The 25,911-nt window shown below is 63.9% G+C and carries 25 protein-coding genes and 1 tRNA gene; 14 read left to right on the top strand and 12 right to left on the bottom strand.

Annotation, left to right across the window (positions count from 1 at the left end; all coding sequences use genetic code 11):
* Positions 1-143 precede the first annotated feature (143 nt).
* A complete protein-coding gene (locus tag FJV77_RS06995; RefSeq protein ID WP_142866104.1) occupies positions 144-818 on the bottom strand; it encodes a peroxiredoxin-like family protein in 675 nt (224 codons plus the stop codon).
* 661 nt (positions 819-1,479) lie between these two features.
* On the opposite strand from FJV77_RS06995, the gene FJV77_RS06990 reads away from it, so the two are divergent.
* The gene (locus FJV77_RS06990) at positions 1,480-3,198 is read left to right on the top strand and encodes an adenylate/guanylate cyclase domain-containing protein (protein WP_142866103.1); all 1,719 of its coding nucleotides are present in this window, start codon (positions 1,480-1,482) and stop codon (positions 3,196-3,198) included.
* 466 nt (positions 3,199-3,664) lie between these two features.
* Here FJV77_RS06990 and FJV77_RS06985 read toward each other — a convergent pair.
* A tRNA-Ser gene (locus tag FJV77_RS06985) sits at positions 3,665-3,754 on the bottom strand.
* 360 nt (positions 3,755-4,114) lie between these two features.
* Between FJV77_RS06985 and FJV77_RS06980 the strand changes: the two genes are divergently transcribed.
* The 3 genes from FJV77_RS06980 (at position 4,115) to FJV77_RS06970 (ending at position 6,496) form a co-directional block, all read left to right on the top strand.
* Positions 4,115-4,846, top strand: a complete 732-nt coding sequence (locus tag FJV77_RS06980) for a hypothetical protein (RefSeq protein WP_246691160.1) — start codon at positions 4,115-4,117, stop codon at positions 4,844-4,846.
* Positions 4,847-4,951: 105 nt separating this feature from the next.
* Complete coding sequence (locus FJV77_RS06975) at positions 4,952-5,275, top strand: hypothetical protein (RefSeq protein ID WP_142866101.1); 324 nt, start codon at positions 4,952-4,954, stop codon at positions 5,273-5,275.
* A 231-nt stretch (positions 5,276-5,506) separates the two neighbouring features.
* Positions 5,507-6,496 carry a BMP family ABC transporter substrate-binding protein gene (locus FJV77_RS06970; RefSeq protein WP_142866100.1) on the top strand — a complete coding sequence of 330 codons (990 nt, stop codon included), beginning with the start codon at positions 5,507-5,509 and terminating at the stop codon, positions 6,494-6,496.
* Between the two features lie 273 nt (positions 6,497-6,769).
* On the opposite strand, the gene FJV77_RS06960 is transcribed toward FJV77_RS06970, so the two are convergent.
* Together FJV77_RS06960 and FJV77_RS06955 are read right to left on the bottom strand one after the other, a co-directional pair.
* Positions 6,770-7,186 carry a hypothetical protein gene (locus tag FJV77_RS06960; RefSeq protein WP_142866098.1) on the bottom strand — a complete coding sequence of 139 codons (417 nt, stop codon included), beginning with the start codon at positions 7,184-7,186 and terminating at the stop codon, positions 6,770-6,772.
* 13 nt (positions 7,187-7,199) lie between these two features.
* Positions 7,200-7,406, bottom strand: coding sequence for a SlyX family protein (locus FJV77_RS06955; protein ID WP_185970216.1), 207 nt, complete (start codon positions 7,404-7,406; stop codon positions 7,200-7,202).
* A 218-nt stretch (positions 7,407-7,624) separates the two neighbouring features.
* Between FJV77_RS06955 and FJV77_RS06950 the strand changes: the two genes are divergently transcribed.
* The 6 genes from FJV77_RS06950 (at position 7,625) to deoA (ending at position 13,926) form a co-directional block, all read left to right on the top strand.
* Positions 7,625-9,157: an ABC transporter ATP-binding protein gene (locus FJV77_RS06950; protein ID WP_142866096.1), complete on the top strand. Its 1,533-nt coding sequence runs from the start codon at positions 7,625-7,627 to the stop codon at positions 9,155-9,157.
* Positions 9,154-10,293 carry an ABC transporter permease gene (locus FJV77_RS06945; RefSeq protein ID WP_142866095.1) on the top strand — a complete coding sequence of 380 codons (1,140 nt, stop codon included), beginning with the start codon at positions 9,154-9,156 and terminating at the stop codon, positions 10,291-10,293. The genes FJV77_RS06950 and FJV77_RS06945 overlap by 4 nt, the downstream gene beginning before the upstream one ends.
* A 1-nt stretch (position 10,294) precedes the next feature.
* The gene (locus tag FJV77_RS06940) at positions 10,295-11,266 is read left to right on the top strand and encodes an ABC transporter permease (protein ID WP_142866094.1); all 972 of its coding nucleotides are present in this window, start codon (positions 10,295-10,297) and stop codon (positions 11,264-11,266) included.
* Positions 11,267-11,380: 114 nt separating this feature from the next.
* Positions 11,381-11,773: a cytidine deaminase gene (gene cdd / locus FJV77_RS06935; RefSeq protein ID WP_142866093.1), complete on the top strand. Its 393-nt coding sequence runs from the start codon at positions 11,381-11,383 to the stop codon at positions 11,771-11,773.
* 12 nt (positions 11,774-11,785) lie between these two features.
* Positions 11,786-12,607, top strand: a complete 822-nt coding sequence (locus FJV77_RS06930; RefSeq protein WP_142866092.1) for a purine-nucleoside phosphorylase — start codon at positions 11,786-11,788, stop codon at positions 12,605-12,607.
* The gene (gene deoA, locus FJV77_RS06925) at positions 12,607-13,926 is read left to right on the top strand and encodes a thymidine phosphorylase (protein WP_142866091.1); all 1,320 of its coding nucleotides are present in this window, start codon (positions 12,607-12,609) and stop codon (positions 13,924-13,926) included. Before FJV77_RS06930 ends, deoA begins: the two co-directional genes overlap by 1 nt.
* Positions 13,927-14,060: 134 nt before the next feature.
* Here deoA and FJV77_RS06920 read toward each other — a convergent pair whose 3' ends face one another.
* From FJV77_RS06920 to FJV77_RS06910, 3 genes are all read right to left on the bottom strand, one after another.
* The gene (locus FJV77_RS06920) at positions 14,061-14,618 is read right to left on the bottom strand and encodes a TIGR02281 family clan AA aspartic protease (RefSeq protein ID WP_142866090.1); all 558 of its coding nucleotides are present in this window, start codon (positions 14,616-14,618) and stop codon (positions 14,061-14,063) included.
* Between the two features lie 98 nt (positions 14,619-14,716).
* The gene (gene upp, locus FJV77_RS06915) at positions 14,717-15,346 is read right to left on the bottom strand and encodes a uracil phosphoribosyltransferase (protein WP_095084682.1); all 630 of its coding nucleotides are present in this window, start codon (positions 15,344-15,346) and stop codon (positions 14,717-14,719) included.
* A gap of 101 nt (positions 15,347-15,447) precedes the next feature.
* Positions 15,448-16,422, bottom strand: a complete 975-nt coding sequence (locus FJV77_RS06910) for an adenosine deaminase (protein ID WP_142866089.1) — start codon at positions 16,420-16,422, stop codon at positions 15,448-15,450.
* A gap of 134 nt (positions 16,423-16,556) precedes the next feature.
* Here FJV77_RS06910 and ubiE point away from each other — a divergent pair, with 134 nt between their 5' ends.
* The 3 genes from ubiE to coaBC all read left to right on the top strand — a co-directional run bounded on the left by ubiE (position 16,557) and on the right by coaBC (position 20,519).
* On the top strand, positions 16,557-17,333 hold the full coding sequence (gene ubiE, locus FJV77_RS06905; RefSeq protein WP_142866088.1) for a bifunctional demethylmenaquinone methyltransferase/2-methoxy-6-polyprenyl-1,4-benzoquinol methylase UbiE: 777 nt from the start codon (positions 16,557-16,559) through the stop codon (positions 17,331-17,333).
* Between the two features lie 58 nt (positions 17,334-17,391).
* Positions 17,392-18,966 (top strand): 2-polyprenylphenol 6-hydroxylase, encoded by a 1,575-nt coding sequence (gene ubiB / locus FJV77_RS06900; RefSeq protein WP_142866087.1) that lies wholly within the window; start codon positions 17,392-17,394, stop codon positions 18,964-18,966.
* An 80-nt stretch (positions 18,967-19,046) separates the two neighbouring features.
* Positions 19,047-20,519 carry a bifunctional phosphopantothenoylcysteine decarboxylase/phosphopantothenate--cysteine ligase CoaBC gene (gene coaBC, locus FJV77_RS06895; protein WP_210246370.1) on the top strand — a complete coding sequence of 491 codons (1,473 nt, stop codon included), beginning with the start codon at positions 19,047-19,049 and terminating at the stop codon, positions 20,517-20,519.
* Positions 20,520-20,541: 22 nt separating this feature from the next.
* Here the strand turns inward: coaBC and FJV77_RS06890 are convergent, their stop codons facing one another.
* The gene (locus tag FJV77_RS06890; protein WP_142866086.1) at positions 20,542-21,873 is read right to left on the bottom strand and encodes an aspartate aminotransferase family protein; all 1,332 of its coding nucleotides are present in this window, start codon (positions 21,871-21,873) and stop codon (positions 20,542-20,544) included.
* Between the two features lie 98 nt (positions 21,874-21,971).
* On the opposite strand from FJV77_RS06890, the gene FJV77_RS06885 reads away from it, so the two are divergent.
* Positions 21,972-22,817 carry a LysR family transcriptional regulator gene (locus tag FJV77_RS06885; protein ID WP_142866085.1) on the top strand — a complete coding sequence of 282 codons (846 nt, stop codon included), beginning with the start codon at positions 21,972-21,974 and terminating at the stop codon, positions 22,815-22,817.
* A gap of 47 nt (positions 22,818-22,864) precedes the next feature.
* Here the strand turns inward: FJV77_RS06885 and FJV77_RS06880 are convergent, their stop codons facing one another.
* The 4 genes from FJV77_RS06880 to FJV77_RS06865 all read right to left on the bottom strand — a co-directional run bounded on the left by FJV77_RS06880 (position 22,865) and on the right by FJV77_RS06865 (position 25,866).
* Positions 22,865-24,301: an MFS transporter gene (locus FJV77_RS06880; protein WP_142866084.1), complete on the bottom strand. Its 1,437-nt coding sequence runs from the start codon at positions 24,299-24,301 to the stop codon at positions 22,865-22,867.
* A gap of 159 nt (positions 24,302-24,460) precedes the next feature.
* Complete coding sequence (locus FJV77_RS06875) at positions 24,461-24,943, bottom strand: DUF992 domain-containing protein (RefSeq protein WP_142866083.1); 483 nt, start codon at positions 24,941-24,943, stop codon at positions 24,461-24,463.
* Positions 24,944-25,032: 89 nt separating this feature from the next.
* Complete coding sequence (locus FJV77_RS06870; RefSeq protein ID WP_142866082.1) at positions 25,033-25,506, bottom strand: DUF992 domain-containing protein; 474 nt, start codon at positions 25,504-25,506, stop codon at positions 25,033-25,035.
* A gap of 3 nt (positions 25,507-25,509) precedes the next feature.
* Positions 25,510-25,866 carry a hypothetical protein gene (locus tag FJV77_RS06865; protein WP_142866081.1) on the bottom strand — a complete coding sequence of 119 codons (357 nt, stop codon included), beginning with the start codon at positions 25,864-25,866 and terminating at the stop codon, positions 25,510-25,512.
* Positions 25,867-25,911: the final 45 nt, after the last annotated feature.

Raw genomic sequence — 25,911 nt, 5'->3', positions numbered from 1 at the left:
GGGGCCTAGTGTGGGGGATGGCCTAGGGCGGGCATCAGCAATTGAAATCATTGCGGTTTTGTCTGTTAGTGGCGGAGAGAGCGTCCGCCAGATGTGCGTTCGCTTGCGTCCGGTATGTTCCAATAAGTTTATGAAGCTGCTCCTTACCTTCCGATTTGCGACGCGACCGACATCATCGCCTCAGAGTTCGGGTGGGCGCCCAAGCCGCCATCGAAAACCTCGGAGAACGTCCAGCGAACGACGCCGTTGCGGTCGAGCAGGAACTGGCCCATGAGCTGGCCCACGCCGGTCGCCATCATTTTCTGGTCCGCTTCAGCGATATCGTAATTGTCTATTTTGTTCAGATATTCGAGCGTGGCAAACGGATCCATCGGCTCAGGCATTTCGCCCGGCACGTTGAGCCGCATCGCCTTCACATCGCTCATTGAGACCTTGTGGGGCCATGCGCTCTCGCCCTCGGTGATCTGCATATTGGGGAGCCCAAAAGCGCGGTGAGAAGCCCGCTCAGGATCAGACGCCGCGAGCAGAGCCGGCATCGGATGATAACGGAGATAAAGGCGTGCCCGTTCGATGGGCGTGTTCACCACCGTCAGGGTTTCGATGCCCTTTGCGTTAAGGGCTGGTGTGAGCAGCGAAACCGTCGCGATATGACGCCTGCAAAAAGGACAATGGAGACCTCGATACAATCCGACCAGCACTGGCTTCTCGCCGCGGAAATCGTCGATAGCTATCTTGCCCTCGCGAGTAATCGCGTCGAGCACGAAATTGGGCGCCGTTTCGCCAAGTTGCAGCGGGCCTATGTCGAGACGTTCTGACATGCTGATCCCTCCTCGCGGGCCAATCGACAACAGATGTGCGGGCGGGTGGCTTGAGCCCATGTTGCGGCACATACGTCCTTGGGCCTGCTGAAATGGCGGTCGGCCTAGGACGGCGTCGACAGTCCATTCATAGCACGGAGGGAACCGCTTTTACACTAGATGGCGCCCCACGGACACTGCACCTTCTCGGGCAGACGATCCCACAGCCAACTGCTGGGCCTCGTCACTCCATAACTCATTTCAAGTGCGCACCCGGCCGATATCCATTTCTCACGGCCGCTCTCGCCCCAAAACCCAAATCGCTCCGAAAGGCAAAGTTCGACGACAACGATGACCTCAGTGTCCGCATCGCGAATGGCAGCAAAAGGGTATTAGAGGGCCTGTCAGCTTTGCGCCCTCATGTCGGCCATTGAAGTTAGCTCTCCCACTGCCCTAAAGCGGACACTACCGGCGACCGCGCTGGAGGTCGCGGTTGCGCCATCTCCGGACCTTGCCGAATGATACTAGAAGGGCTCGATGCGACCCTTGTCGGACCTTCAGTCGCGCCGTCGGGCTCGCATTTCGTTCTCCACAGGCACATAATGAATTCCGTCGACCGCCAAAAAGCACGCGCTTAGCGAGATGATCCTGTCCCGCTAGAGGCCGGTCGCCCAAGGTCGCAATGGCCGAAGAACGCATCCGTCGCCGGCTCGCGGCGATCATGGTCGCCGACGTCGTGGGCTATGCGCGCCTGATGGAGGCGGACGAGGTCGGCACCCTGGCGGCACTAATGGGCCGCCGCAAGAACGTCCTCGAGCCCATCGTGCGCTCCCATGGCGGACGCATCGTCAAGCTCATGGGAGACGGGGTCCTCGTCGAGTTCGGCAGCGCAGTTGAAGCTGTCAGCAGCGCACTCGAACTCCAGGCTAGGATGGCGGATGCCAACGACGACGTGGCCGAGGAGCGCCAGATCACACTGCGCATCGGCATCAATCTGGGGGACGTGATCGGCGATGGAGCCGACGTCTATGGAGAGGGCGTCAACATCGCCGCGCGACTTGAGTCCTTGGCCGAGCCCGGCAGCGTCTGCATGTCGCAAAATGTGTATGAACAGGTAGCCAAGAAGGTCGATGGCGCATTCGAGCCGCTGGGGGACCGTCAGCTCAAGAACATCGAAGCGCCCGTGCGGGCCTATCTGGCCCGTCCCGCAGTGATGGCGTCGGGCAGGCCCGCAGCCATGTCGGAAAAGCCCTCAATCGCCGTCCTGCCCTTCGACAACATGAGCGGCGATCCTGCACAGGACTATTTCTCCGACGGGATTACCGAGGACATCATCACAGAGCTGAGCCGGTTTAGAGAGCTCATGGTGATCGCGCGGAACTCGTCCTTTGCGTTCAGAGGCAAGGCACTCGATGCCAAGGAGGTAGGTCACAGGCTCGGGGCGGATTTCATCGTCGAGGGTAGCGTACGCAGGGCAGGCAATCGCGTGCGGGTCACGGCCCAGCTGATCGAAGTGTTCAGCGGAAAGCATCGATGGGCGGAGCGCTACGACCGCAACATCGAAGACATCTTTGCGGTGCAGGACGAAGTGGTCTCCATGATCGTCGGCACTCTGGTGGGAAGAGTCGCCTCCAGCGGCGCGGAACGGTCAGGCAGGAAGCCGGCCCAGCTTTGGGCGGCGCATGACTACTTTCTGCAAGGCCGCGAGCGCTCGATACGGTTCGATTCACAAGGCGCAGCTCAGTTCCTGCGCCGCGCAATCGAGCTCGACCCGGCCCACACCCAGGCCCACGCGTGGCTGGCAGGCGCCGCCTATGTTCGCCACTCGGACCACGGGCGGCGCGAGGATTTGGAAGAAGGCCTCCGAGCCGCGCAGACGGCGGTACGGCTCGATCCGCTGGATTCCAGCGGTCACCGGAACCTGGGCCTGATCTATTCGAAGTTGAGGCAGTACGAGCTCGGAGGGATACACCTCGACCGAGCGGTCGCGCTCAATCCGAACGACGTTTACGCCTCGACGTTCAGAGGGCTCTGGCTGGCTTTTACGGGCCGTGGAGAGGAGGCACTGCGCAGCCTGGAGGCGGATCTTCGCCGCGACCCCTTTCCGCCAGCTTGGTATTGGGGGTGCCGAGGTGTAGCCTTCCTGCAGCTCAGGCGACACGCCGAGGCCCTGGAAGCGTTTCAGCACGTCGACCACCTCTGGCACTGGTGGCTACCCTGCTACATCGCTTCGTGTCAGGCTCATCTCGGCAAGATCGACGAGGCGAAGCAGTCGGCCGCGGATATGCTGCGGCTCAAGCCCGATTTTGCAATAACGGACTTTGAAAGGTCGGAATGGTGGCGCGATCCGGCCGATCTTGAACACATAGCGGATGGTATGCGCATGGCGGGGCTAAAGTAACCGGTCGTGCGAAGCTCCCAAGCGCGTCCGATGTGAGCGCGTGACTGCTTCTAGTACTAGTTGCCCCTTGCGATCGCTGGAACGTACAGCAGAAAACTAACCTCTCGCGACGTTGCCTACGTGCAGCGACAAAGTCCGTTCAGGGTCAGTTCACGATTATGCAAGCGGGGTGCCTTAACGTCCGTTTCCGACTATTTGTACCTTAAAGCTGCCGGTCCGCTCTCGGCCCATTCCAGACATTCCTCTTGGTGGCGACAGATACCGTGACCGGTCACTGGCGTCCTGGCCGAGGGGAACCAAGCGGTCAATTGCCGTCAAGCATGCCAAACCCGGTCGGCGAGCGCAGAAAAATGGGCTGTGAAAAGCTTGTTCGCAGTTTGTTACACAGGGGAGACAGGTTTCAGCCTAATGATGAGCCTATTATCAATCTAAGCCATTGAAATAAAAGTATTATTATGAGTTTCTGTGGCGGAGAGAGCGGGATTCGAACCCGCGTTACGGTCTCCCGTAAACACACTTTCCAGGCGTGCGCCTTCAACCACTCGGCCACCTCTCCGTCCTTGCATTCGCGCCGGCCGGTTTTGCCGCGCGGGTTGGGGAGATGCATCCCTTTGGGAAGTGCGGGGGAGACCCGCGTCACGGGCGCCGCCAACCAGCGGATGCCCTTCCCGGCGCCCGTCAATCAAACAGGCGCGGGGCTCATCTAGTCGATCCGGCGCCGAATGCCAAGCCATAACGGCAGTCTATTCGCTTTGCCGGCCATGCATCGTTTCGCGGGATCGTCGGCGCCTCCGTTCCAGAAGCGCTGGGGCGCCGAATGGTGTGCACAGGCAACGCCGTGGGGACGGCTGCGCTTGACTTCGCCCTTGGCCAGCTGTCGAGTGAGGCAGAGGCTTTGCGGGGGGCATTGTCCGACATGACATCGATTGGCGAAAATCCCGGCAGCGGAACGCCGGCCGGAGGCGTGCCAGGAGGGTTGCCGCCCGGGCGTTCGGACCTGTCCTTCATCCCAGTGGTCTGGCTCCTCTTCGTCATGGCGTTGTCGGTCTATGGGCTGGTCTCGGCCTGGTGGCTGGTCGGCAGTTCCGGCCTGCCGGACACGGTCTTCTATTTCGTCCTTGGCGCGCTGGCCTTCGACATCATCACCATCCTGTGGGGGCTCTATCTGCTCGGCCTCGCCATCGGCCGTTCGGCGCACTTCCCGCGCCATTTCACCTTCTGGCAGATCGCCATCATCGTCTTTCTGCTGGCAAGGCAGGCCTATGTGCTGGCCGTGCCGGATTTCGTCTTCTCCGCCAGGAGCCTGGCCATCACCGCCGCCGAAATCGGCATCGGCCTGTTCTGTATCTACCTGCTGCGCCGCGAAGCCGGACCTGCGGCCGTCTATAGCGCACAGCAAGCGCAGGCACCGTCAGTCTTCTCCTCGATCGTCGCCGCGCTGCTCGGCATCATCCTCGGCGCGGTCGTCGGCGCCGTCGCCGGCTTCGCGCTGGGTGCTGCCATCGCCGAAGTCACCGACATCAGCTGTTTCGAGGGCGGCTGCGGCTATTTTGCAGCGTTCATCGGCCTTGCCGGGCTGGTGGTCGGCGCCATTGTCGGCGGCATCCTTGCCGTCTGGCTCGTCCATCGGCGCAGCCGAAAGGCTTAGGCTTCAAATTCGCGTAAGCCGATTGCGCGCCGAGCCTACGCATCCTATTCCTCGTCTTGACCGGATGGTCCTCGGGAGGAGCTTGAGGACCGGAGGGAGATTTCGATGTTGCGTTTTCTGTTTCGCCTCGCGGCCATGGTTGCTCTTTCGGTCGCCGTCATCATGGCGGTGCTTGATGCGACGCGCTCGGTGGCGGCCTCCGCGCTGGTCATGACACCGCTCAATTCGAGCTGGCTGGCGGTGTCGCCCGACACCCGCGCGGCCTTCGAGACCTTCGTGCGCGCCAAGGCGAGCCCGATCATATGGGATGGCGGCATCGCCTGGGTGCTTGCCCAGCCGGGCTTCGCCGTGTTCGCGGTCGCTGCCTTGCTGCTCCACGCGATCGGCTACCGACGCCGGCGGCGAGGCGGAGAATTCGCGACGCGCTGACGGGTTGTTCCGGCGGACCGGCGCTGGTGCAGCCGCAAACAGGCCAAGCGTTGCAGTCTTGGGCATGCTTTTCCAAAAGGTCAAAATTCCGCGTGAATTTTGTTTCGGGCCGTGCCAGATTGCCTGGAGCGGGAGGGGAGTACGCTCCTGGCTGATGTTGCATGCCTGCCGGAGAACCGGGCAGGCGGGCGGCGCGTAACGGAAAAAAATAACCGACAGGGTGTGGATCACATGAAACGTATCGTTCTCGGCCTCCTGGCCGCAACCGCAATGGTTCTTCCGGCTTTCGCCGCGGATGTCCAGCCGGCCATCCTCTACGATCTCGGCGGCAAGTTCGACAAATCCTTCAACGAGGCTGCCTATCACGGCGCCGAAAAGTTCAAGACCGAGACCGGCACCGCCTATGTCGAATTCGAAGTGTCCAATGCCTCGCAGCGCGAGCAGGCGCTGCGCCGCTTCGCCGAGGACGGCCGCAACCCGATCGTCATGGCCGGCTTCGCCTGGGAAGATGCGCTGAAGGTGGTCGCGAAGGAATATCCCGACCTCAACTTCGCCATCATCGACGATGCCGTCGACCTGCCCAATGTCCGCTCGCTTGTCTTCAAGGAAAATGAAGGCTCCTATCTCGTCGGCATCATGGCGGCGATGGCTTCGAAGACGAAGAAGGTCTCCTTCATCGGCGGCATGGACATTCCGCTGATCCGCAAGTTCGAATGCGGCTATGTCGGCGGCGCCAAGTCTGCCGGTGCTACCGACGTCATCCAGAACATGACCGGCGACACGCCGGCGGCGTGGAACGATCCGGCCAAGGGCGGCGAGATCGCCAAGACGCAGATCGACCAGGGCTCCGACGTGGTCTATGCCGCGGCCGGTGGCACCGGCGTCGGCGTGCTGCAGGCGGCGGCGGATGCCGGCAAGCTCGGCATCGGCGTCGATTCCAACCAGAACGGCCTGCAGCCCGGCAAGGTGCTGACCTCGATGCTGAAGCGCGTCGACGTGGCCGTCTACACCGCCTTCATGGACGGCAAGAACGGCACCTTCAAAGGCGGCCTGCAAAATCTCGGCCTCAAGGAAGGCGGCGTCGACTACGCCATGGACGACAACAACAAGGCGCTGGTCACCGACGAGATGAAGGCGGCCGTCGAAAAGGCCAAGGCCGACATCATTGCCGGCACGATCGAGGTGCACGACTACACCGCGGACAACGCCTGCCCATATTGATCGGCAAGCGCTGAGGTTTCGAACCGCCGGGTGAAAGCCCGGCGGTTTTGTTTTGGGGGGCGGGGCGGATCGCGTTGGGTAGCGCCAGCCCCCTCTCCGTCTCGGGCTTCGCCCGAGCCACCTCTCCCCCACTTTGTGGGGGCGAGGAAATGCTAATCGCAGAGGGCGCGGCCTTCATAGGCTTGGGTTCCTCGCCCCCGCGGGAGCGGGGGAGAGGTGGCTCGGCGAAGCCGAGACGGAGAGGGGGAGCGACTTATGCGATTGAGTTTGCCGTCAGGGCAAAAGCGCGTTACCCGCCGACAAGAGCCCCGCGAGATAACCCAACGCAAAGACCACAATCAGCACGATGGCGATGACGGCGCCGCGGCGGCCGCCGAGCGTGTGCACGCCGACGCCGTAAGGACGGCGCTCCAAGTTGTGGATCACCGGCTTGGGTTTCGCCTCGCCCGCAGCGACCGGCCGCATTTGCGGCATTTCGGCGATGCGCTGCGAGATCAGCCGCCAGCGGTCGCTGCCGCCCGACGGCTCAGCGCGGTCGAAGACATGCATGCGCTCGGCCAGCCGCATCACCGTGTCGCGGAAGGCGGGGTCGATTGCGAGGTCGCGCTCGGCGCGCGCCCGGGCGCGATCGTTCATCAGCCCAAGCACATAGTCGCCGGCACGCGCTACGCGATCGCTTTCACTGGCCATCGGCTTCTCCTTGCTACCAGTGCGGCGGTTTGGTTATCGGCACATCGGGCGCCGACTGTTCCTCCAGCGCCATGAAGCGCTCGGTCAGGGCATCGAGCTTGCGCTGCATGCGCTCGATCACCTGCCACTGCTCGGCGATCTGGCCGGACAGTTCTTCAATGGTCTTTTCCTGCTCGGTGGTGCGGATTTCCAGCGTCGTCAGCCGGTCGGCAGGCATGATCATTCGAAATTCCCCAGGTCTCGGCGCACGCAGTTACAGAATGACGCGACTATTGAGCCTTGCATATTAGTGAATGTGAAGGTCTCCGGCCACGTTCGAAATTGACAATCGCACCGGGATTTGTCGAGAGTGGTCGCTGCGCCGCCAATTGGCACAGACGGGGCATCATGCTAGGCGTTTTGACCAAGCGATAAAAAAATAAGAGTGGGACAGGCTGCATGGCGCAAGCCGCAATCGAACTGATCGGCATCAACAAGAGTTTTGGCGCCGTTCGCGCCAATCGCGACATCAATCTGGAGATCGCGCGTGGCACCATCCACGGCATTGTCGGCGAAAACGGCGCCGGCAAGTCGACGCTGATGTCGATCCTCTATGGCTTCTACCAGGCCGACAGCGGCGAAATCCGCGTCGGCGGCAAGCCGGCGTCGATCAAGACCTCCAACGACGCCATCGCGCTCGGCATCGGCATGGTGCACCAGCACTTCATGCTGGTCGACAATTTCACCGTGCTGGAAAACATTATCCTCGGCGCCGAAAGCGATGCACTGCTGAAAAAGAGCATCGCCAAGGCGCGCTCCGAACTGGAGCGTCTCGAACGCGAATACGGGCTGGAGGTCGATCCCGACGCCATCATCGAGGAACTGCCCGTCGGCCTGCAGCAGCGCGTTGAAATCCTGAAAGCGCTTTATCGCGGCGCCGAAATCCTGATCCTCGACGAGCCGACGGGCGTGTTGACACCTGCCGAGGCCGACCACCTCTTCCGCATCCTCAAGCAGTTGAAGGAGCAGGGAAAAACGGTGGTGCTGATCACCCACAAATTGCGAGAGATCATGGCCATCACCGACAATGTCTCGGTCATGCGCCAGGGCACGATGGTGGCGACGCGCGAAACAGCCAAGACGACGGTGGGGGAACTCGCCGAGCTGATGGTCGGGCGTCGCGTGCTGCTGCGGGTCGAAAAGGGCGAGGCGGAAGCCGGCGCCGTCAAGCTCGCGGTCAAGAACCTGACGGTGAAGGATTCGCGCGGCGTCACCATGGTCGACGATATCTCCTTCGATATCAAAGCCGGCGAGATTGTCGGCATTGCCGGCGTGGCCGGCAACGGCCAGTCCGAACTGCTGGAGGCGATTTCCGGCATCAGGCGCGCGGTTTCCGGCTCGGTCATGCTCGACGGCAAGCCGATCGACCTGACCGGGGCCGCCGATCCCGGCGAGCTGCGCGACCGCGGGCTCGCCCATGTGCCGGAAGACCGCCATCATGTCGGGCTGGTGCTGGCCTTCGAGGAGAACGAGAATTCGATCCTCGGCTATCATGACGACCCGCGCTATCTCAAGGGGCCGTTCCTCAACATCGATGCGATCATGGCCGACGCCAAGGACAAGATCGAGAAATACGACATTCGTCCCGGCAACCCACGCCTGAAGACGGCGAATTTCTCCGGCGGCAACCAGCAGAAGATCGTGCTGGCGCGGGAGATGGAGCAGGACCCCGGTGTTCTCATCGTCGGCCAGCCGACGCGCGGCGTCGATGTCGGCGCCATCGAATTCATCCATAAGCGGCTGATCGCCATGCGCGACCAGGGCAAGGCGGTGCTGGTAGTGTCGGTCGAACTCGACGAGATCCGTTCTCTGTCCGACCGCATCCTGGTGATGTTTGCCGGCCGCATCGTCGGCGAACGCGGCCCCGAGGCGACCGAAGGCGAGCTTGGCCTCTTGATGGCCGGCGTCGAGCGCCAGGAGGCGGCAGAATGAGCACGCCTTACGCCAAATTGCCGGCCTGGGCCGACTATGGGCTGATCCCGCTGATCAACCTGTCGGTCGCCTTCATCGTCGCCGGCTTCGTCGTCATGCTGGTCGGCGAGAATCCGTTCCGCGCCGCGGTCATCCTGGTCGAGGGCGCCTTCGGCAAGGGAACCGGCATCGCCTTCACGCTGTTTTACGCCACCACCTTCATCTTCACCGGCCTGTCGGTGGCGGTGGCCGCGCATTGCGGCCTGTTCAACATCGGCACCGAGGGCCAGGCCTATATTGCCGGCCTCGGCGTGGGCGTGGTCTGCCTTGCCTTCGACAGTGTGCTGCCGTGGTGGCTAACCTTCCCGCTGGCGATCGCCGCCGGGGCCGCGGTCGGCGCGCTGTGGGCGCTGATCCCGGCCTATCTGCAGGCCAAGCGCGGTTCGCACATCGTCATCACCACCATCATGTTCAATTTCATCGCCGCCTCGATCATGGTCTATCTGCTGGTCGGGCCGTTGAAGCCGGCTGCCTCGCAGGCGCCGCAGACGCGCAACTTCCTCGCCGGCGCAGAACTGCCCAAGCTCAACTGGATCATCGAACTGTTCGGCGCCAAGATCCGCTCGGCGCCGTTCAACATCTGCTTCCTGCTGGCGCTGGTCATGGCCTTCCTCGTCTGGCTGCTGATCTGGCGCACCAAGCTCGGTTATGAGATGCGCACCTACGGGCACAGCCCGAAGGCGGCGCGCTATGCCGGCATTTCGGAGACACGCATCGTCCTCATCGCGATGATGATCTCGGGCGCGCTGGCCGGCATGATGACGCTGAACCCGGTGATGGGCGACCAGCACAATGTGGCGATCGATTTCGTCTCCGGCGCCGGTTTCGTCGGCATCGCCGTGGCGCTGATGGGCCGCCTGCATCCGGTCGGCATCGTGCTGGCGGCGATCCTGTTCGGCATGCTCTATCAGGGTGGCGCCGAACTTGCCTTCGAGATGCCGGCGATTTCCCGCGACATGATCGTCATCATCCAGGGCTTGGTCATCCTGTTTGCCGGTGCGCTGGAGCACATGTTCCGGCCGTATGTCCAGGCGCTGTTCGCGTCGTTCAGTCCGAGGTCGGTGGGCATTGAAGCGGTCAAAGGGAAGGGCGCCTGAGATGGATGTGTTCATCGCCATCGTGCAGATACTCGACTCGACCATCCGCCTGTCGGTGCCGCTGCTGCTCGCCTGCCTCGCGGGCCTCTATTCCGAACGCGCTGGCGTTTTCGACATCGGGCTGGAGGGCAAGATGCTGGTCGGCGCCTTCGCCGGTGCGGCGGCAGCTTCGGTCTTCCATTCGGCCTTCCTCGGTCTCGGCATGGCGATCGTGATGTCGGTCGCCTTTGCCCTGGTGCACGGCTTCGCCTCGATCACCCATCGCGGCAACCAGATCGTCTCCGGCGTGGCGATCAACTTCGTCGCCGCCGGCTCGACCATCATTCTGGGCCAGGCCTGGTTCCAGCAAGGTGGGCGAACGCCGGCGCTGCAGCCGGGCGAGCGCTTCGAGGCCATCACTCTGCCTGGCGCGTCCGCCATCCACGACGTGCCGATCATCGGACCGATCTATTCCGAGCTTCTGTCAGGGCACTCGATCCTGGTCTACCTCGCTTTCGCCATGGTGCCGTTCACCTGGTGGGTGCTGTTTCGCACCCGCTTTGGCCTCAGGCTGCGCGCCGTCGGCGAGAACCCGGCCGCCGTCGACACCGCCGGCATCTCGGTCGCCTGGCTGCGCTACCGGGCGCTGATCTGCACCGGCATTCTCACTGGGATCGCCGGCGCCTATCTGTCGATGGTGCAGAATGGCGGCTTCGTGAAGGATATGACCGCGGGCAAGGGCTACATCGCGCTGGCGGCGCTGATCTTCGCCAAATGGAGGCCGGTCAACGCCATGTTCGCCTGCCTTTTGTTCGGCTTCCTCGACGCGGCGGCGATCCGCCTGCAGGGCTCGCCGCTGCCGCTCATCGGCAAGGTGCCGGTGCAGTTCATGCAGGCGCTGCCCTATGTGCTGACCGTGATCCTGCTGGCCGGCTTCATCGGCAAGGCGATCCCGCCGCGCGCCGGCGGCGTGCCCTATGTCAAGGAACGTTGATCCGGGCACGCTAGTCTGGGACCGCTGAGCCGAACACGCGGGTCGGTGCTTGGAAGGCGCGAGGAAAACGCAAAGCGCCGGGTTTTGACCATGATCGTCGGAGAGAACACCTGAATGTCGCATGATCTGTTCGAAGCCGCGCAGGACGCCATGGCCAAGGCCTACGCGCCCTATTCGAAGTTTCCGGTGGGTGCGGCGTTGCGCACCGAGGACGGTCGCGTCTTCACCGGCGCCAACATCGAGGTCGCGTCCTATCCGGAAGGCTGGTGCGCCGAGACCACAGCGCTCGGCCACTACATCATGGGCGGCGGCGGCAAGATCGTGGAGATCGCCGTCATTGCCTCTCGCATGGCCAAGTGCACGCCCTGCGGCGGCTGCCGGCAAAGGCTGGCGGAGTTCTGCCGGCCGGACACCAAACTCTACCTCTGCGACAATGGCGGCGTGGTCGAGACCGTGACCATGGGCGACATGCTGCCCTACGGGTTCCGCGGCGACATTTTGAAATGAAGATTGGCTGACATGAAAGAAGCTCTGGACCACCTCGTTGAACGGCTGGACGGGTTGGCGCCCACCACCGCCATGGTGCTGGGGTCGGGCCTTGGCGGGCTTATCGACCAGGTCGAAAATGCCGTGCGCGTCTCCTATGCCGACCTGCCGGGCTTCCCCCGAAGCGGGGTGACGGGCCATGCCGGCGAGGTGGTGGCGGGGCTGTTTGCCGGCACGCCGGTGCTGATGCTGTCGGGTCGCGCCCACTATTACGAGCACGGCGTTGCGGCGGCGATGCGGCCGGCGCTGGAAGTGCTCGCCGGCATCGGCATCACCAAGCTGATCCTGACCAATGCAGCCGGTTCGGTCGATCCCGACATGCCGCCGGGATCGGTGATGCTGATCACCGACCACATCAATTTCTCCGGCTCCAACCCGCTGATCGGCGAGCCGAGCGACCGCCGCTTCGTCGGCCTGACCGAAGCCTATGACGCCGGCCTGCGTGCGGCGATCGAACGGGCGGCGAAGGCCACCGGAACCAGGCTGCACCAGGGCGTCTATATGTGGTTTTCCGGCCCGTGCTTCGAGACGCCAGCCGAAATCCGCATGGCCCGCATCATGGGCGCCAATGCAGTGGGCATGTCGACCGTGCCGGAGGTCATCCTTGCCCGTTTCCTCGGCTTGCGCGTTGCCGCCTGTTCGGTGATCACCAACCTCGCCGCCGGAATGACCGGCGCCGAGCTGTCGCACCAGGAGACCAAGGACATGGCGCCGATTGGCGGCGCGCGGCTGGCGACGATCCTTGCGCATGTGTTCCAGGACGGGTTGCCGGAGCCGAAGGGCGACGACGCCTGATGCTTCCGCAGGAAATCATCCGCCGCAAACGCGACGGCCAGAAACTGTCGACGCAGGAGATAGCGGCCTTCGTCGCCGGCGTGACTTCGGGCAGCGTCTCGGACGGTCAGGTTGGCGCCTTCGCCATGGCGGTGTTCTTCAACGGTATGAACCGCGACGAGGCGGTGGCGCTGACGCTGGCGATGCGCGATTCCGGCGATGTGCTCGACTGGTCGGACTTGCCGGGTCCGGTCACCGACAAGCATTCGACCGGCGGCGTCGGCGACAATGTCTCGCTGATGCTGGCGCCGATCGTCGCCGCCTGCGGCGCCTATGTGCCGATGATCTCCGGCCGTGGGCTCGGCCACACCGGCGGCACGCTGGACAAGATGGACGCCATATCAGGCTATATCAGCCAGCCGGATGTGGCGCGCTTTCGCAAGACGGTGCTGGAGACCGGCTGCGCCATTATCGGCCAGACCGCCGACCTCGCGCCGGCCGACCGCCGGCTCTATGCAATTCGCGATGTGACGGGGACAGTAGAATCGGTGCCGTTGATCACCGCCTCGATCCTGTCGAAGAAACTGGCGGCCGGCCTGCAATCGCTGGTGCTCGACGTCAAGGTCGGTAACGGCGCCTTCATGGAGAAGTCGCGCGATGCGACAGCGCTGGCCAACAGCCTGGTCGAGGTCGCCAATGGCGCTGGCCTGAAGGCTTCGGCGCTGGTCACCGGCATGAACGAGCCGCTGGCGTCGGCGGCCGGCAATGCGGTCGAGGTGCGCAACGCCGTCGACTTCCTTACCGGGCGGTTCCGCGACAAGCGGCTGGAGGATGTGACGCTGGCGCTTGCCGCAGAGATGCTGCAGTCGACGGGACTGGTGTCATCCCAGCAAGATGGTCTCAGGCGCGCCGCCGAAACGCTGGCCGGCGGACGCGCGGCGGCCATTTTCGCGCGCATGGTGGCCTCCCTTGGCGGCCCCGCCGATTTCGTCGAGAAGCCGGAAAAATATCTGCCGAAGGCGGCAGTGGAGTTTGCGGTCAAGGCGACCGGCAATGGCTTTGTCACCGGGATCGCCACGCGCGACATCGGCCTTGCCGTGGTCGGGCTCGGCGGCGGGCGGACGCGGCCGGACGACAGGATCGATCATGCGGTCGGTATCACCAGGCTGATGCCGATCGGCGCCGAGGTGCGATCCGGCGATGCGCTGGCGCTGGTCCATGCCCGCACGGAGGCGGAAGCCGCGGCCGCCGCGGCCGCTGTGCTTTCGGCCTACACGCTCGGTGCTTCCAAGCCGGCCGCCGACAAGACCGTCATCCGCCGCGTGCTGGCGCGCGGCTAGAGCGTTTCACCGTTTCACGGAAACGGCGAACCGCTCTATCTCTTTGTTTTTACGCAATTCCCAAGGGGAAGCGCTACGCGCTTCTCCCGGGAAAACCGCTCACACTTTTCCTGGAATTGCTCTAGTGGAAAGCGCTACTGCACGAGCAGCAAGGTGCCGTTTTCGACCTGGTACTTTGCCAGCCGCTGCAAAAAGCTCATGCCGATCAGGTTGGTTTGCAGCGCCCTGTCGTCGAGCACCACGGCCTGGATGTTGTCGACGCTGATCTTGCCGATCTGCAGGCGATCGATGTTGACCACGGCCGCCCTGATCGCGCCATTGGCGGTGTTGACCTGATGGCTGAAATCCGACGGGTTGAGCGAGATACCGATGCGGCGTGCCGTCGAGGTGTTGATGGCGACCAAGGTGGCGCCGGTGTCGATCAGGCCGTCGACCTGGCGGCCGTTGAGCTTGAACGACGTCGTGAAGTGCCCGCGCTCATCCGCCGCCAACAGAACCTTGCGGCCGAGCGGTTGCTGCACCGGCGGTCTGTCGGGAGCCACGGCCAGCTTCAGTTGCGAATCTGGCGCCGGCATGGTCCCAGCTGCCGATTTCGTCAGGCTGTCGAACATTTGCGGATTCGATTGATAGGCGATCGGAATCAGTACCGACGCTGCGGCAAGCACGCAAAAGATGAGGACTGTGCGCAGCATGGGTCGCCCTTCGTGTGCGCAGACCCTAACCTCGACATGGTGTTTGCTGCTTTAACGCACGCCGAAACCGTGCCTTTGCGTAAACGACCGGTAAACGATCATTTGGTCCCGTACATGCGGTCGCCGGCATCGCCGAGGCCTGGCATGATGTAGCCCTTCTCGTTGAGCTGGCGGTCGATGGAAGCGGTGAAGACAGGGACATCCGGATGCGCCTTGGTGAAGCGCTCAATGCCTTCGGGCGCCGCCAGCAGGCAGAGGAAGCGGATGTTGGTGGCGCCGCGGCCTTTCAGCTTGTCGATGGCCGCGATCGCAGAATTGGCGGTCGCCAGCATCGGGTCGACGACGATCACCAGCCGGTCGGCGAGATCGCTCGGGGCCTTGAAGAAATATTCCACCGCCTCCAGCGTCTCGTGGTCGCGGTAGAGCCCGATATGGGCGACGCGTGCCGCCGGCACCAGGTCGAGCAGGCCTTCGAGCAAGCCGTTGCCGGCGCGCAGTACCGAGGCGAAGACCAGCTTCTTGCCCTCCAGCGTCGGCGCTTCCATGGTCTCGATCGGCGTCTCGATGGTTGTCGTCGTCAGTTCGAGATTGCGGGTGACCTCGTAGCCGAGCAGCAGCGAGATCTCGCGCAGCAGCCGCCGGAAGCCGGCGGTCGACGTCTCCTTCTTGCGCATGATGGTCAGCTTGTGCTGGACAAGCGGATGGTCGACGACGGTGACGCCCTGCATGGGTTGCTCCTGAAATTTTCGCTGCTTGCAACAACCCTAGCGACAATGCGCCGACCAAGGAACCGCTTGGGCGTGACCGGCCACAGTTTTGTCGCGGGAAATCAGCGCGCGGCAGTGTTGAGGCGAGCCAGAAGCGCTGTCTTGGTCTTCCTGTCGACGAAAGCCGCCTCGATCGCCGTTCGCGTGACGGCGGTCAGCGCTTTTTCGTTCATCGCGAAATGTTCAGCGGCAATGTCGTATTCGCGCTTCAGCGAGGTCCAGAAATAGGGCGGGTCGTCGGAGTTCAGCGTCACCTTGCAGCCGGCCGCCTGCAGGGCCGGGAAGGGGTGGTCGGCGAAACTGTCGTAGACTTTGAGCGCGATGTTGGAGCCAGGGCAGCATTCGAGCACGATGCCCTCGTCGGCGATGCGCCTGACTAGGTCGGGGTTCTCGATGGCACGCACGCCATGGCCGATGCGCGAGGGGCGAATGTGGTCGAGGGCTGCCTGCACCGTCTCCCAACCAGTCAGTTCGCCGGCATGGATGGTGATGCCCAGGCCGGCTTCGCGGGCGATCTCGAAAGCCCTGACATAATCCTCCATTTCGCCCATGCGCTCGTCGCCGGCGACGCCGAAGCCGGTGACCAGCGGGTTGCCGCAGCGCGCGGCGAAGCGCGCCGCCTGTTCGATCGATTCGACGCCGACATGGCGCACGCCGGTGACGATCATGCGGCCCTCTATGCCGGTCTTGGCTTTGGCGCGCAGCATGCCTTCGCCGAGCGCGTCGGTGTAGGCCTTGGGCGACAGACCGGCCCTGACCGCATGGTCGGGCGAGGTGAACACCTCGGAATAGATGGCGCCGTCGCGGGCCAGGCTGGTCAGATAATGGTCGGCGAGGCGCGCATAATCCTCCTCGGTGCGGAACAAATCGGAGGAAAAATCGTAAGCCGAGAGGAACGCGGTGAAATCATGCCAGACGAAGGAACCGTTCTGGATATAGGGCGAGGTGTCCTTGCCGTATTTCTGCGCCTGGCGGATGACGAGCTCGGGCGCCGCTGCCCCTTCAATATGGCAGTGCAGTTCAGCTTTCAAAGGCATTCAAATATCCCGTCGGTCAGTCCAGGTCTTGAAAACCCGCCACCTGGAAGCGCGGCTGAACACCGCGCCTTAAACAATAGCGCCCGCACCATCGATCGGCTATGGTCCCGCCGGTTTTATGGCGGATCAAAATAATGTCAGTTGAGAGAACCACGGCCGCGGGCGGCATGGAAACCTCCTATGGTTTCAAGAGCGTAGGACCAGGCGACAAGCAGCCTCTGGTCAACGAGGTTTTCCACAAGGTGGCGAATCGCTACGACCTGATGAACGACCTGATGTCGGCCGGACTGCACCGGCTGTGGAAGGACGCCATGGTGACATGGCTCAATCCGCCGAAACGTCCGGGCTGGAAAGTGCTCGACGTGGCCGGCGGCACCGGCGACATCGCCTTCCGCATCGTCGACGCCAGCCACGGCAATGCGCATGCGACGGTGCTCGACATCAATGGCTCGATGCTCAGCGTCGGCCGCGACCGGGCTGAGAAGAAGGGCCTCTCCGGCAACACCGATTTCGTCGAGGCCAATGCCGAAGAACTGCCTTTTGCGGACGCCACCTTCGACGCCTACACCATCGCTTTCGGCATCCGAAACGTGCCGCGCATCGATGTTGCGCTCGGCGAGGCATTCCGCGTGCTGAAGCCCGGCGGGCGCTTCCTGTGCCTGGAATTTTCCGAGGTCGAGATGCCGCTGCTCGACAAGGTCTACGAAGCCTGGTCGTTCAACGCCATTCCGCAGATCGGCAAGATGGTGACCGGCGACGGCGAGCCCTATTCCTACTTGGTCGAATCGATCCGCAAATTTCCCAACCAGCAGAACTTTGCTTCGATGATCACCCGCGCCGGCTTCGAGCGGGTCTCATTCCGTAACTATTCCGGTGGCATTGCCGCACTGCATTCGGGCTGGAAGCTTTGAGGCAGGAGAGTTTGCAGCAGGCCAATTTGCAGCAGGTCAATTTGCAGCAGGTTTGGGCATGAGCAGAGTCGGCGCCGCCTTTCGGCTCACACGGGCCGGCTGGGTGCTGGTCCGCGAGGGCGTGATCGCCGCGCTGCCGGGCGACGAACTCAGCGGCCTGCCGAAATTCGGCTGGCGCATGGCGCGGCTGTTCACCCGCCGCCGCGCGCTTGCCTATGAGCGCAGCGACCGGCTGGCCAAGGCGGTGGTCCGGCTTGGGCCCTCCTACGTCAAGCTCGGCCAGTTCCTGGCGACGCGGCCCGATGTCGTCGGCAACGACATGGCGCTCGACCTCGCCATGCTGCAGGACAAGATGCACACCTTCCCGCAGGCGGAAGCGGTGGCGGCGATCGAGGGCTCGCTCGGGCGCAAGATCGGCGAGCTCTACACTGCGTTCGGCGATCCGGTCGCGGCGGCCTCCATCGCCCAGGTTCATCCTGCGCAAGCCATCCATGATGGCGTTGATACAACGGTGGCGGTGAAGGTGATCCGGCCGGGCGTGCGCCGCCGCTTCTTCCAGGATCTCGAAAGCTATTTTCTCGCCGCGCGGCTGCAGGAGAAATACATCCCGTCGTCGCGCCGGCTGCGGCCGGTCGAGGTGACCGAGACGCTGGCGCAGACCACCAAGGTCGAGATGGATCTTCGGCTCGAGGCGGCCGCGCTGTCGGAGCTCGGCGAGAACACCAAGGACGATCCGGGCTTCCGCGTGCCGTCGGTCGACTGGGAGCGCACCGGCCGCGACGTGCTGACCATGGAGTGGGTCGACGGCGTCAAAATGAACGACGTGGCTGGTCTCGTGGCGGTCGGTCACGATCTCAAGGCCATCGCCACCAATCTGATCCAGTCGTTCCTGCGCCACACGCTGCGCGACGGCTTCTTCCATGCCGACATGCATCCGGGCAATCTGTTTGTCGAGGCTAACGGCGATATCGTCGCCGTCGATCTCGGCATTGCCGGACGGCTGGGCAAGAAGGAACGCCGCTTCCTCGCCGAAATCCTCTACGGCTTCATCACCCGCGACTATCTGCGCGTGGCCGAAGTCCATTTCGAGGCCGGCTATGTGCCGCGCCAGCACAATGTCGCGGCCTTCGCCCAGGCGATCCGCGCCATTGGCGAGCCAATTCATGGCCAGCCGGCCGAGACCATCTCGATGGCGAAGCTTTTGACGCTGCTGTTCGAGGTCACCGAACTCTTCGATATGGCGACGCGGCCGGAACTGATCCTGCTGCAGAAGACCATGGTGGTGGTCGAAGGTGTGGCGCGCACGCTCGATCCGGCCTTCAACATGTGGAAGACGGCCGAGCCGGTGGTCGGCCAGTGGATCGCCGGCAATCTCGGCCCAAGCGGCCTTCTAATGGACGCGCGCGACGGTGCCAAGGCGCTGCTGGCGCTCGCCCGCCAGGCACCGGACCTTGCCGCCCGCACCGATCGGCTGTCGCGCGAGATCGACCTGATGGCCGAGCACGGCCTGCGCTTCGACGAGGCGACGTCGCGCGCCATCGGCAAGGCCGAAGCCCGCTACACCCGCTCCGGCCGGCTGGCGCTGTGGGTGATCGCGCTGACGCTGATCTATATTGCCTGGAAGCTGCTCTAGCCGTCTGCCGGGAACGGCTTGTCTCAAAATGATTGCATTGCTATCATTGCTTCCAGCGATGTCGAGCAGAGTGCAATCACATGGCCAGCATCACCATTCGTAACCTTGACGACGAGGTCAAGGATCTGCTGCGCCGGCTTGCGGCGGAGAACGATCGCTCGATGGAAGAGCAGGCGCGGGTGATGATCCGCGCCGCGGTCGAGGGCCAGCTTGGCCCCTCTGGCCGCATCGACCGGATCGAACAGACGCTGCGCGAACTGGCTGTTGCACGCGGCCCGGCGACGCCGGTCGCTGCTGCGGCCAGCAAGGTCGTGTCGAGGGGCAGCCTCACGGGCAAGCGCATCCTGCTGATCATCGGCGGCGGTATCGCCGCCTACAAGGCGCTCGACTTGATCCGCCGGCTGCGCGAGCGCGGTGCGGCGGTGCGCGTGGTGATGACTTCTGCCGCGCAGGAGTTCGTCACCACTTTGTCGGTCGGCGCGCTTTCGGCTGACCATGTCTTCACCGAACTGTTCGACCGTAATGATGAACACGATGTCGGCCACATCAGGCTGTCGCGCGAGGCCGACCTTTTGGTCGTGGCGCCGGCCACCGCCGACCTGATGGCCAAGCTCGCCAACGGCCATGCCAATGATCTTGCCTCCACCGTACTTCTCGCCACCGACAAGAAAGTTTTGCTGGCGCCGGCGATGAACCCGAAAATGTGGTCGCATGCCGCGACGCGTCGTAATCGGGCGACGTTGGCCAAGGATGGCATCGCCTTTGTCGGCCCGGCCAAGGGCGAGATGGCCGAAAGCAACGAGGCCGGTGAGGGCCGCATGGCCGAGCCGCTGGAGATCGTCGCGGCGATCGAAGCGATGCTCGACACCAGGCCGAAACCACTGGCCGGCCGCAGGATCATCGTTACCTCGGGGCCGACGCACGAGCCGATCGACCCGGTGCGCTATATCGCCAACCGCTCGTCGGGGAAGCAGGGCCATGCGATTGCGGCTGCACTGGCGAGGCTTGGCGCAGATGTGCGCCTGGTCTCTGGCCCGGTCAACATCGCCGATCCGGCGGGCGTCGCCGCAGTGCATGTCGAAACAGCGGCTGAAATGAAAGACGCGGTCGAGCAGCTTTTGCCGGCGGACGCCGCGGTGTTCGTCGCGGCGGTCGCCGACTGGCGCACCGCCGGCACGGCCGGCGAGAAGATCAAGAAGGTGGCGGGCGAGGGGCCGCCGGCGCTGCAGATGGTTGAGAACCCCGATATTCTGGCCGGCGTCGGTCATCACCAGATGCGGCCGGGGCTGGTCGTCGGCTTCGCCGCCGAGACGCAGGATTTGATTGCCAATGCCGAGGCCAAGCTGAAGAAGAAGGGCGCCGATTTCATCGTCGCCAACGACGTTTCGCACGAAAGCGGCGTCGGCCCCACCGGCGTCATGGGCGGCGACCGCAACAAGGTGCGCATCGTCTCGAAGTCAGGCGTCGAGGAATGGCCGGAAATGGGCAAGGACGAGGTGGCGGCGCGGCTCGCCGCGCTCATCGCCCAGCGGCTGAAGACCATCGTGGTCTAAGCGGCCTCCCGGCCACCGGGCCTCACTCGGCGGCGATGCCTGTAGCGCTTGCGCCCGCTGCAAGCCCGGCTTCAATCGACTCCTCGATGATCCGCAGGCCGAGATCCAGTTCCTGTTCGGAGATCGTCAGCGGCGGGGCGATACGAAACACGCCACCCATGCCGGGAAGCTTGACGATGTTCATGCTGAGACCGCGCCGGAACGCCTCCGCCGCGATCGTGGCGCCGAGCTGATGATCGGGCTGCTTGCCGTCCTTGACGATCTCGACGCCGAGAAGAAGCCCGCGCCCGCGCACGTCGCCGACGCATTCATAGCGCTGCTTGAGCCGCGACAGCCCGTCGAACAAACGCGCGCCCATACTCCGTGCCCTGTCGACCAGCCGCTCCTCCTCCACCACATCGAGCACGGCGAGGCCGACGGCCGCCGGCAGCGGGTCGGAGACATGCGTGGTGTAGAACAGGAAGCCTTTCTCGTGCGCGGCGTCTTCGATGTCGGCTGTCGTCATCACGGCCGACAGCGGCAGGCCGGCGCCGATGGTCTTGGACAGGGTAAGAATTTCGGGCGTGACGCCGTCCCTCTGGAAGGCGAACATATCGCCGGTGCGGCCAATGCCGGTCTGTGCCTCGTCCAGGATCAGCAGCATGCCGCGCTCGCCGCATTTCTGTTTGAGCGCCGCCAGATAGCCGCGCGGCAGTTCCAATATGCCGCCGCTCGACAGGATCGGCTCGGCGACGAACGCTGCCAGGCTCCCCATCGACTGGCTGTCGACGAGGTCGAAGGCATCGTCGAGTTCGGTGCGCCAATCGAGCGAGCCGTCGGCATTCCTGAAGCGCGGCCGAAAACTGTTAGGGGCGGGGATGGCCAGCGACCCGACCGTGGCCGGACCGTAGCCCTTGCGGCCGGCGCTGTAGGTCGCTGACGCCGCAGCACCCGTCATGCCGTGCCAGCTCTTCGAGAAGGCAACAACCTCGTGCTTGCCGGTCACCAGCTTGGCCATGCGGATCGCGGCTTCATTGGACTCGGCGCCCGTCGAAAGCAGCATGACCCGGTCGAGTCCTGGCGCCAGTGCCGCAAGGCGTTCGGCAAGCTCGACCACCGGTCGCGACAGCATGCCGCTGAAGAGATGCGCGACCTCCGCGACCTGGCGGGTCACCGTCGAAACGATCCTGGGGTGGGAATGGCCGAGCAGCGCGCTCATCTGGCCGGAGGTGAAGTCGAGGATCGGCCTGTCGTCGGCATCGTAGACGAACGAGCCGGCGGCACGCTCGATGATGGCGGGCTCGAAGCTGCCGCCATATCGTATCAAATGCTTCTGCGCCGCAGCCCAGAATTCCCGATCCGCATTTTTCGACATGCCGCAGCTCCATAAAAACCACTGAGGAGGAAAAATAGCCGATGGCGCGGGTGCAGTAAAATTGATAGTAATCGGATTCCGATATCAGCGGAATTGATATGCAGGCTCCACTCGATCTCAAGCTGCTGACGACCTTCGTGCGTGCGGCGCATTCGGGAACGCTGAGCGCGGTGGCCATACAGGTCGGGCGCACACAGTCGGCCGTGACCATGCAGATACAACGACTCGAGGAGGCGCTGGGCCAAAACCTGTTTCACCGCAGCGGCAGCGGGGTGCGGCTCACCGGCAGCGGCGAGCGGTTCCTCGCCTATGCCGAGCGCATTCTCAAAATCCATGATGAAGCGATCTCGGCGCTGTCCGACAAGGGCCTGCACGGCTCGATCATTTTCGGCAGCCCGGAAGATTATCTGAGCGCCTTCTTTCCCGCCCTCCTGAAGAGTTTCGGCACGACGTATCCCGATGTCGAGATCAAGGTGGTCTCAGCGCCGACCGTCGAATTGCGGACGCTGCTCAACGCACGCCAGATCGACCTGGCACTGGTTTCGAATGCGCACGACGCAGAAGGCGTCGTGCGCACGGAAAGTCTCGTCTGGGTCGGCAGCAAACCGGCGCTCGACCTCTACGATTTTGGCGACACGGTGCCGCTGGCGCTGTCGGCGTCGAACGCTGTCGACCACAGAGCGGCGTGCGAGGCCATGGCCCGCGCCCGGCTGCGCTACAAAATCGCCTACGCCAGCAACAGCCTTGCCGGGTTGATCGCGGTGGCGCGGTCGGGTCTCGCCATCAGCGTGATGGCACAGGAGGCGGTGCCATCCGACCTGTATATTCTGCCGCTGCCGCCACTGCCGCGCCTTGGCATTCTGATTGCCTTTGCCGACACCGAGCGGTCGCCTGCGGTGGAGGCGTTTGCCAATCACATCCGCGGCGTTCTTCCGTTACTTTGACAGGCTGGCCGGTCGGGGAGGCGACCGGCCAGTTCCCGGCCGTGGCCTCAGCCTGCCGCCAATTGCGGCCGGCTTGCCGTCAAAGCCATCCTCAACGCCGCCAGGCAGCCGACAATGCCGAGCGGCACGAAGGCGAGGAACAGCCAGCCGGCGACGCTGGCCGCCGCATCGCGGTTCAGCCCTGCGGAGAAGCCGCTGGCATTGGCGATGATGCCGGCGACAGCAGCGCCGACGGCGTAGCCGATGCGCTGCATGGTCGGCACGGCGGCCGAGGCAATCGTCTGCTCGCCATCGCGAGCCGAGGCGACGATGATCCGCGTCAGGAACGGCCAGGTGACCCCGAAACCACCGCCTTGCAGCAGGGCGCAGACCAGGATCAGCGGGATCGACCCCGACGGGATCGACCAGGCGAAACCGGCGAGGCCGAATGCAATCATCAGCGCGCCGATGACGATGATTTGCCGTTCGCGCTCCAGCGGCGCATTGGCGACGGCAATCGACAAGATCGACCAGGCGATCGATTCGGCGGCGATGATGTAGCCGGTGGTCAGGATCGGGATGCCGTGCAGCGTGGTCAGCAGCAGTGGCCCGTAGATCGAGAAGGAGACCGTCGCAACCGAAAAGGCGGCAACCACAGTCATGCCGCTGCCGACCGGCGAGCGCCACGAAAACAGCTGCGAGGGAAACAGCCGCGAGCGCGGCTTCATGGCGTCGACGAATACGAACAGCGCCAGTCCGGCGAGGCCGAGGATGAGCAGCAGCGACGAGCGCAGCAGGGCGACGTCGACGCCAGCGGTGGCGATCAGCACGACGGCGATGGCGAGACAGCCAAGTGCGGCATAAGGGAAGGGCGGCGAGGTGCCGGCGGCGGCTTGTGGCTTTGTCGCTTCCGGCGTGTTCAGCACGATGAAACTCGCCAGCGCCATGGCGATGCCGCCGAGCACGAAGACGCCGAAGGCCCAGCGCCAGGACAACAGCTCGACCATGATGGCGCCGAGCATCGGGCCGCTGAAGGCGGCGACACCCCAGATCGCTGACATGATGCCGAAAAGCTGCGGCCAGATGTTGCGGTCAAACAGCCGTTCGACCGAGACGAAGGCCAGCGATACAAGCGCGCCGCCGCCGAGACCCTCGACCAGGCGGCCGGCGAGAAACACCGGCATGGACGGAGCGGTGGCACAGATCAGCGCGCCGGCGGCATAGAGCAGAGCGGCGACTGTCACATTGGAGCGCAGCGCGACATAGCTGACCATGCGCCCGGCGGCAGCACCGGCGACGATGGCGCCGAGCTCATAGACCGCCAGCGACCAGCCGACAAACTGAACGCCGGCGAGGTCGCCGACCATGGCCGGCATCACCGTCGCCACCATCGTCTCGTTGGTGGCGTGCAGCAGGATGCCGAGGCTGATGAAGCAGAAGCGCGCGAGGTCGCCGCTTGCCCACAAGGCCCGCCAGTCGACTTTGTTGCTGGTGATTTCAGTCATTCTTTTTACCCTGCCTTGCATATCTCTATGTCGGCGCACGGCACCAGAAGCCAGAGGGGCTTTCCTGCGGGTCCATGCGCGCTGTTTCAGTCAGGGCAGGCTTCTAAAACCTCAACCGTGGTTGAGTTCAAGCGACTTTTTTCGCCCTTACCTCGCCGGTCAGTTCTCGGTGCTGCGCAGCTGGAACTGGCTGACGCCGATGGCGATGTTGATGCCGGTCTGCGTCTGCAGGCTGAGCGGCTGCAAGGTAAAGGCCTGCGAGGAGCCGCCGACCAGGAGATTGGCGCCGGTGCCGACCGCCGCCGTCACTTCGGCGCTGGCGCCGACATAGTCGCCGGCCAGCGCGCCAGGGGCATAGATGTTCTTCAGCGGCGTCAGCACCAGCCACTGCATGACAGTCTGCTTGGTGGTGCCGATATCCAACCCGTATTTGTTGACTGCGCCGAAATAGGCTTCCGGCGAAAAGCTCTTGTCGGCCGGGGTGAAGGTGCAGCTCAGATCCTTGCTGGAGCCGAAGATGAAGCCGGTGCCGCCGCCGATGGCGCAATCGAGCACGCCGAGTTCGAGGCCTTGGTCCTGCGCTTGAGCCTGTCCTGCCCAGGCGATGGCGATGATGGCGGCGGCGGCGATGGTCTTCAGCACGGCGGTTCCCACAAAAAGCATACGGCGCGAAACAGTATACTGTTCCGCGCCGTGCGTAGAGGGATCAGCCGATCCTGATTTGCCGATACTTACTTGAACGAGTGGATCAGCTCCAGCGAGGTCACCGCCACCGCCACGTTGACGCCGGTCTGGGCCTGGACGCTGAGCGGCTCCAGCACAAAGGCGCCGTCCAGCCCGCCGACCAGCAGGTTGGCGCCGCCGCCGGTCACCACGCTCGCCTCGGCGTTGACGCCGTAATAATGGCCGGCAAGGTCGCCCTCGTCATGGCCGCGGGTGGCGGCCAGAACAGCCCACACCAACTGGCCCTGATGCGTCTGGCCGACATCGACGCCGAGCTTGGAGATCATGCCGGTATACTGCTCAGCCGGCCCATGATGGTAGGGGCGGAAGGTGCAGGACACGCCCTTGTTCGACGTGACGACGTAGCCGACGCCACCGTCGATGGTGCAATCGAGCGTGCCGAGTTGAAGCTTGCCGGCGCTGGCGGGAACGGCAAGCAGCGTCGTGGCGAGCGCTGCGGCGCAGCCGAGTTTCTTGATCATGGGTCAGTCCTTTCGAAGAATGCCTTCAACAACGGTTGAACGGCCCGGAGCGTTCCGTTGAAAACTTGGCGCGATCAAGGCAAGGGTTAACGCTTTGCCCTCGGTGGTTAAGATTGAGTGATGGCGTGTTGGCCAGAGAACTCGGTGGGGCCACAGGCGCCCGAGCGCAGACCAGGCCTTGTCCAGCGGGCCTGGGTCCGGCAAATCGATCAGCACCGTGCCGTGGAATTCCTCGGGGTACCGCCGGTAAAAGTCGATGTCGTTGACGATCTGCCGGCCGCGAAGGGCGCGGCGCATATCCGGATGCGGCTTCAGCGGCAAAATGGGCCAGTTGAGCGGCTTTCTCGACCGGCTCGTCAAAATCCTACTCGATGAGAGAGATCGCGATTTTGCTGCGCGGCGCGC

This window comes from Mesorhizobium sp. WSM4306, assembly GCF_007003975.1.
Classification (GTDB): Bacteria; Pseudomonadota; Alphaproteobacteria; order Rhizobiales; family Rhizobiaceae; genus Mesorhizobium.
Note: the sequence above shows the minus strand (reverse complement) of the source record. Positions and strands in the feature narration are given on the sequence as shown.

Bases quoted from the DNA above. Each gene is read 5' to 3' on its own strand.
- FJV77_RS06945 (WP_142866095.1), top strand. From the start codon at position 9,154: ATGAGCACGCCTTACGCCAAATTGCCGGCCTGGGCCGACTATGGGCTG.
- FJV77_RS06885 (WP_142866085.1), top strand. From the start codon at position 21,972: ATGCAGGCTCCACTCGATCTCAAGCTGCTGACGACCTTCGTGCGTGCG.
- FJV77_RS06990 (WP_142866103.1), top strand. From the start codon at position 1,480: ATGGCCGAAGAACGCATCCGTCGCCGGCTCGCGGCGATCATGGTCGCC.
- FJV77_RS06980 (WP_246691160.1), top strand. From the start codon at position 4,115: ATGACATCGATTGGCGAAAATCCCGGCAGCGGAACGCCGGCCGGAGGC.
- FJV77_RS06890 (WP_142866086.1), bottom strand. From the start codon at position 21,873: ATGTCGAAAAATGCGGATCGGGAATTCTGGGCTGCGGCGCAGAAGCAT.
- FJV77_RS06930 (WP_142866092.1), top strand. From the start codon at position 11,786: ATGAAAGAAGCTCTGGACCACCTCGTTGAACGGCTGGACGGGTTGGCG.
- FJV77_RS06940 (WP_142866094.1), top strand. From the start codon at position 10,295: ATGGATGTGTTCATCGCCATCGTGCAGATACTCGACTCGACCATCCGC.
- ubiE (WP_142866088.1), top strand. From the start codon at position 16,557: ATGTCAGTTGAGAGAACCACGGCCGCGGGCGGCATGGAAACCTCCTAT.
- FJV77_RS06970 (WP_142866100.1), top strand. From the start codon at position 5,507: ATGAAACGTATCGTTCTCGGCCTCCTGGCCGCAACCGCAATGGTTCTT.
- FJV77_RS06975 (WP_142866101.1), top strand. From the start codon at position 4,952: ATGTTGCGTTTTCTGTTTCGCCTCGCGGCCATGGTTGCTCTTTCGGTC.
- FJV77_RS06960 (WP_142866098.1), bottom strand. From the start codon at position 7,186: ATGGCCAGTGAAAGCGATCGCGTAGCGCGTGCCGGCGACTATGTGCTT.
- FJV77_RS06870 (WP_142866082.1), bottom strand. From the start codon at position 25,506: ATGATCAAGAAACTCGGCTGCGCCGCAGCGCTCGCCACGACGCTGCTT.
- FJV77_RS06950 (WP_142866096.1), top strand. From the start codon at position 7,625: ATGGCGCAAGCCGCAATCGAACTGATCGGCATCAACAAGAGTTTTGGC.
- FJV77_RS06995 (WP_142866104.1), bottom strand. From the start codon at position 818: ATGTCAGAACGTCTCGACATAGGCCCGCTGCAACTTGGCGAAACGGCG.
- coaBC (WP_210246370.1), top strand. From the start codon at position 19,047: ATGGCCAGCATCACCATTCGTAACCTTGACGACGAGGTCAAGGATCTG.
- cdd (WP_142866093.1), top strand. From the start codon at position 11,381: ATGTCGCATGATCTGTTCGAAGCCGCGCAGGACGCCATGGCCAAGGCC.
- deoA (WP_142866091.1), top strand. From the start codon at position 12,607: ATGCTTCCGCAGGAAATCATCCGCCGCAAACGCGACGGCCAGAAACTG.
- FJV77_RS06920 (WP_142866090.1), bottom strand. From the start codon at position 14,618: ATGCTGCGCACAGTCCTCATCTTTTGCGTGCTTGCCGCAGCGTCGGTA.
- FJV77_RS06910 (WP_142866089.1), bottom strand. From the start codon at position 16,422: ATGCCTTTGAAAGCTGAACTGCACTGCCATATTGAAGGGGCAGCGGCG.
- FJV77_RS06880 (WP_142866084.1), bottom strand. From the start codon at position 24,301: ATGACTGAAATCACCAGCAACAAAGTCGACTGGCGGGCCTTGTGGGCA.
- ubiB (WP_142866087.1), top strand. From the start codon at position 17,392: ATGAGCAGAGTCGGCGCCGCCTTTCGGCTCACACGGGCCGGCTGGGTG.
- upp (WP_095084682.1), bottom strand. From the start codon at position 15,346: ATGCAGGGCGTCACCGTCGTCGACCATCCGCTTGTCCAGCACAAGCTG.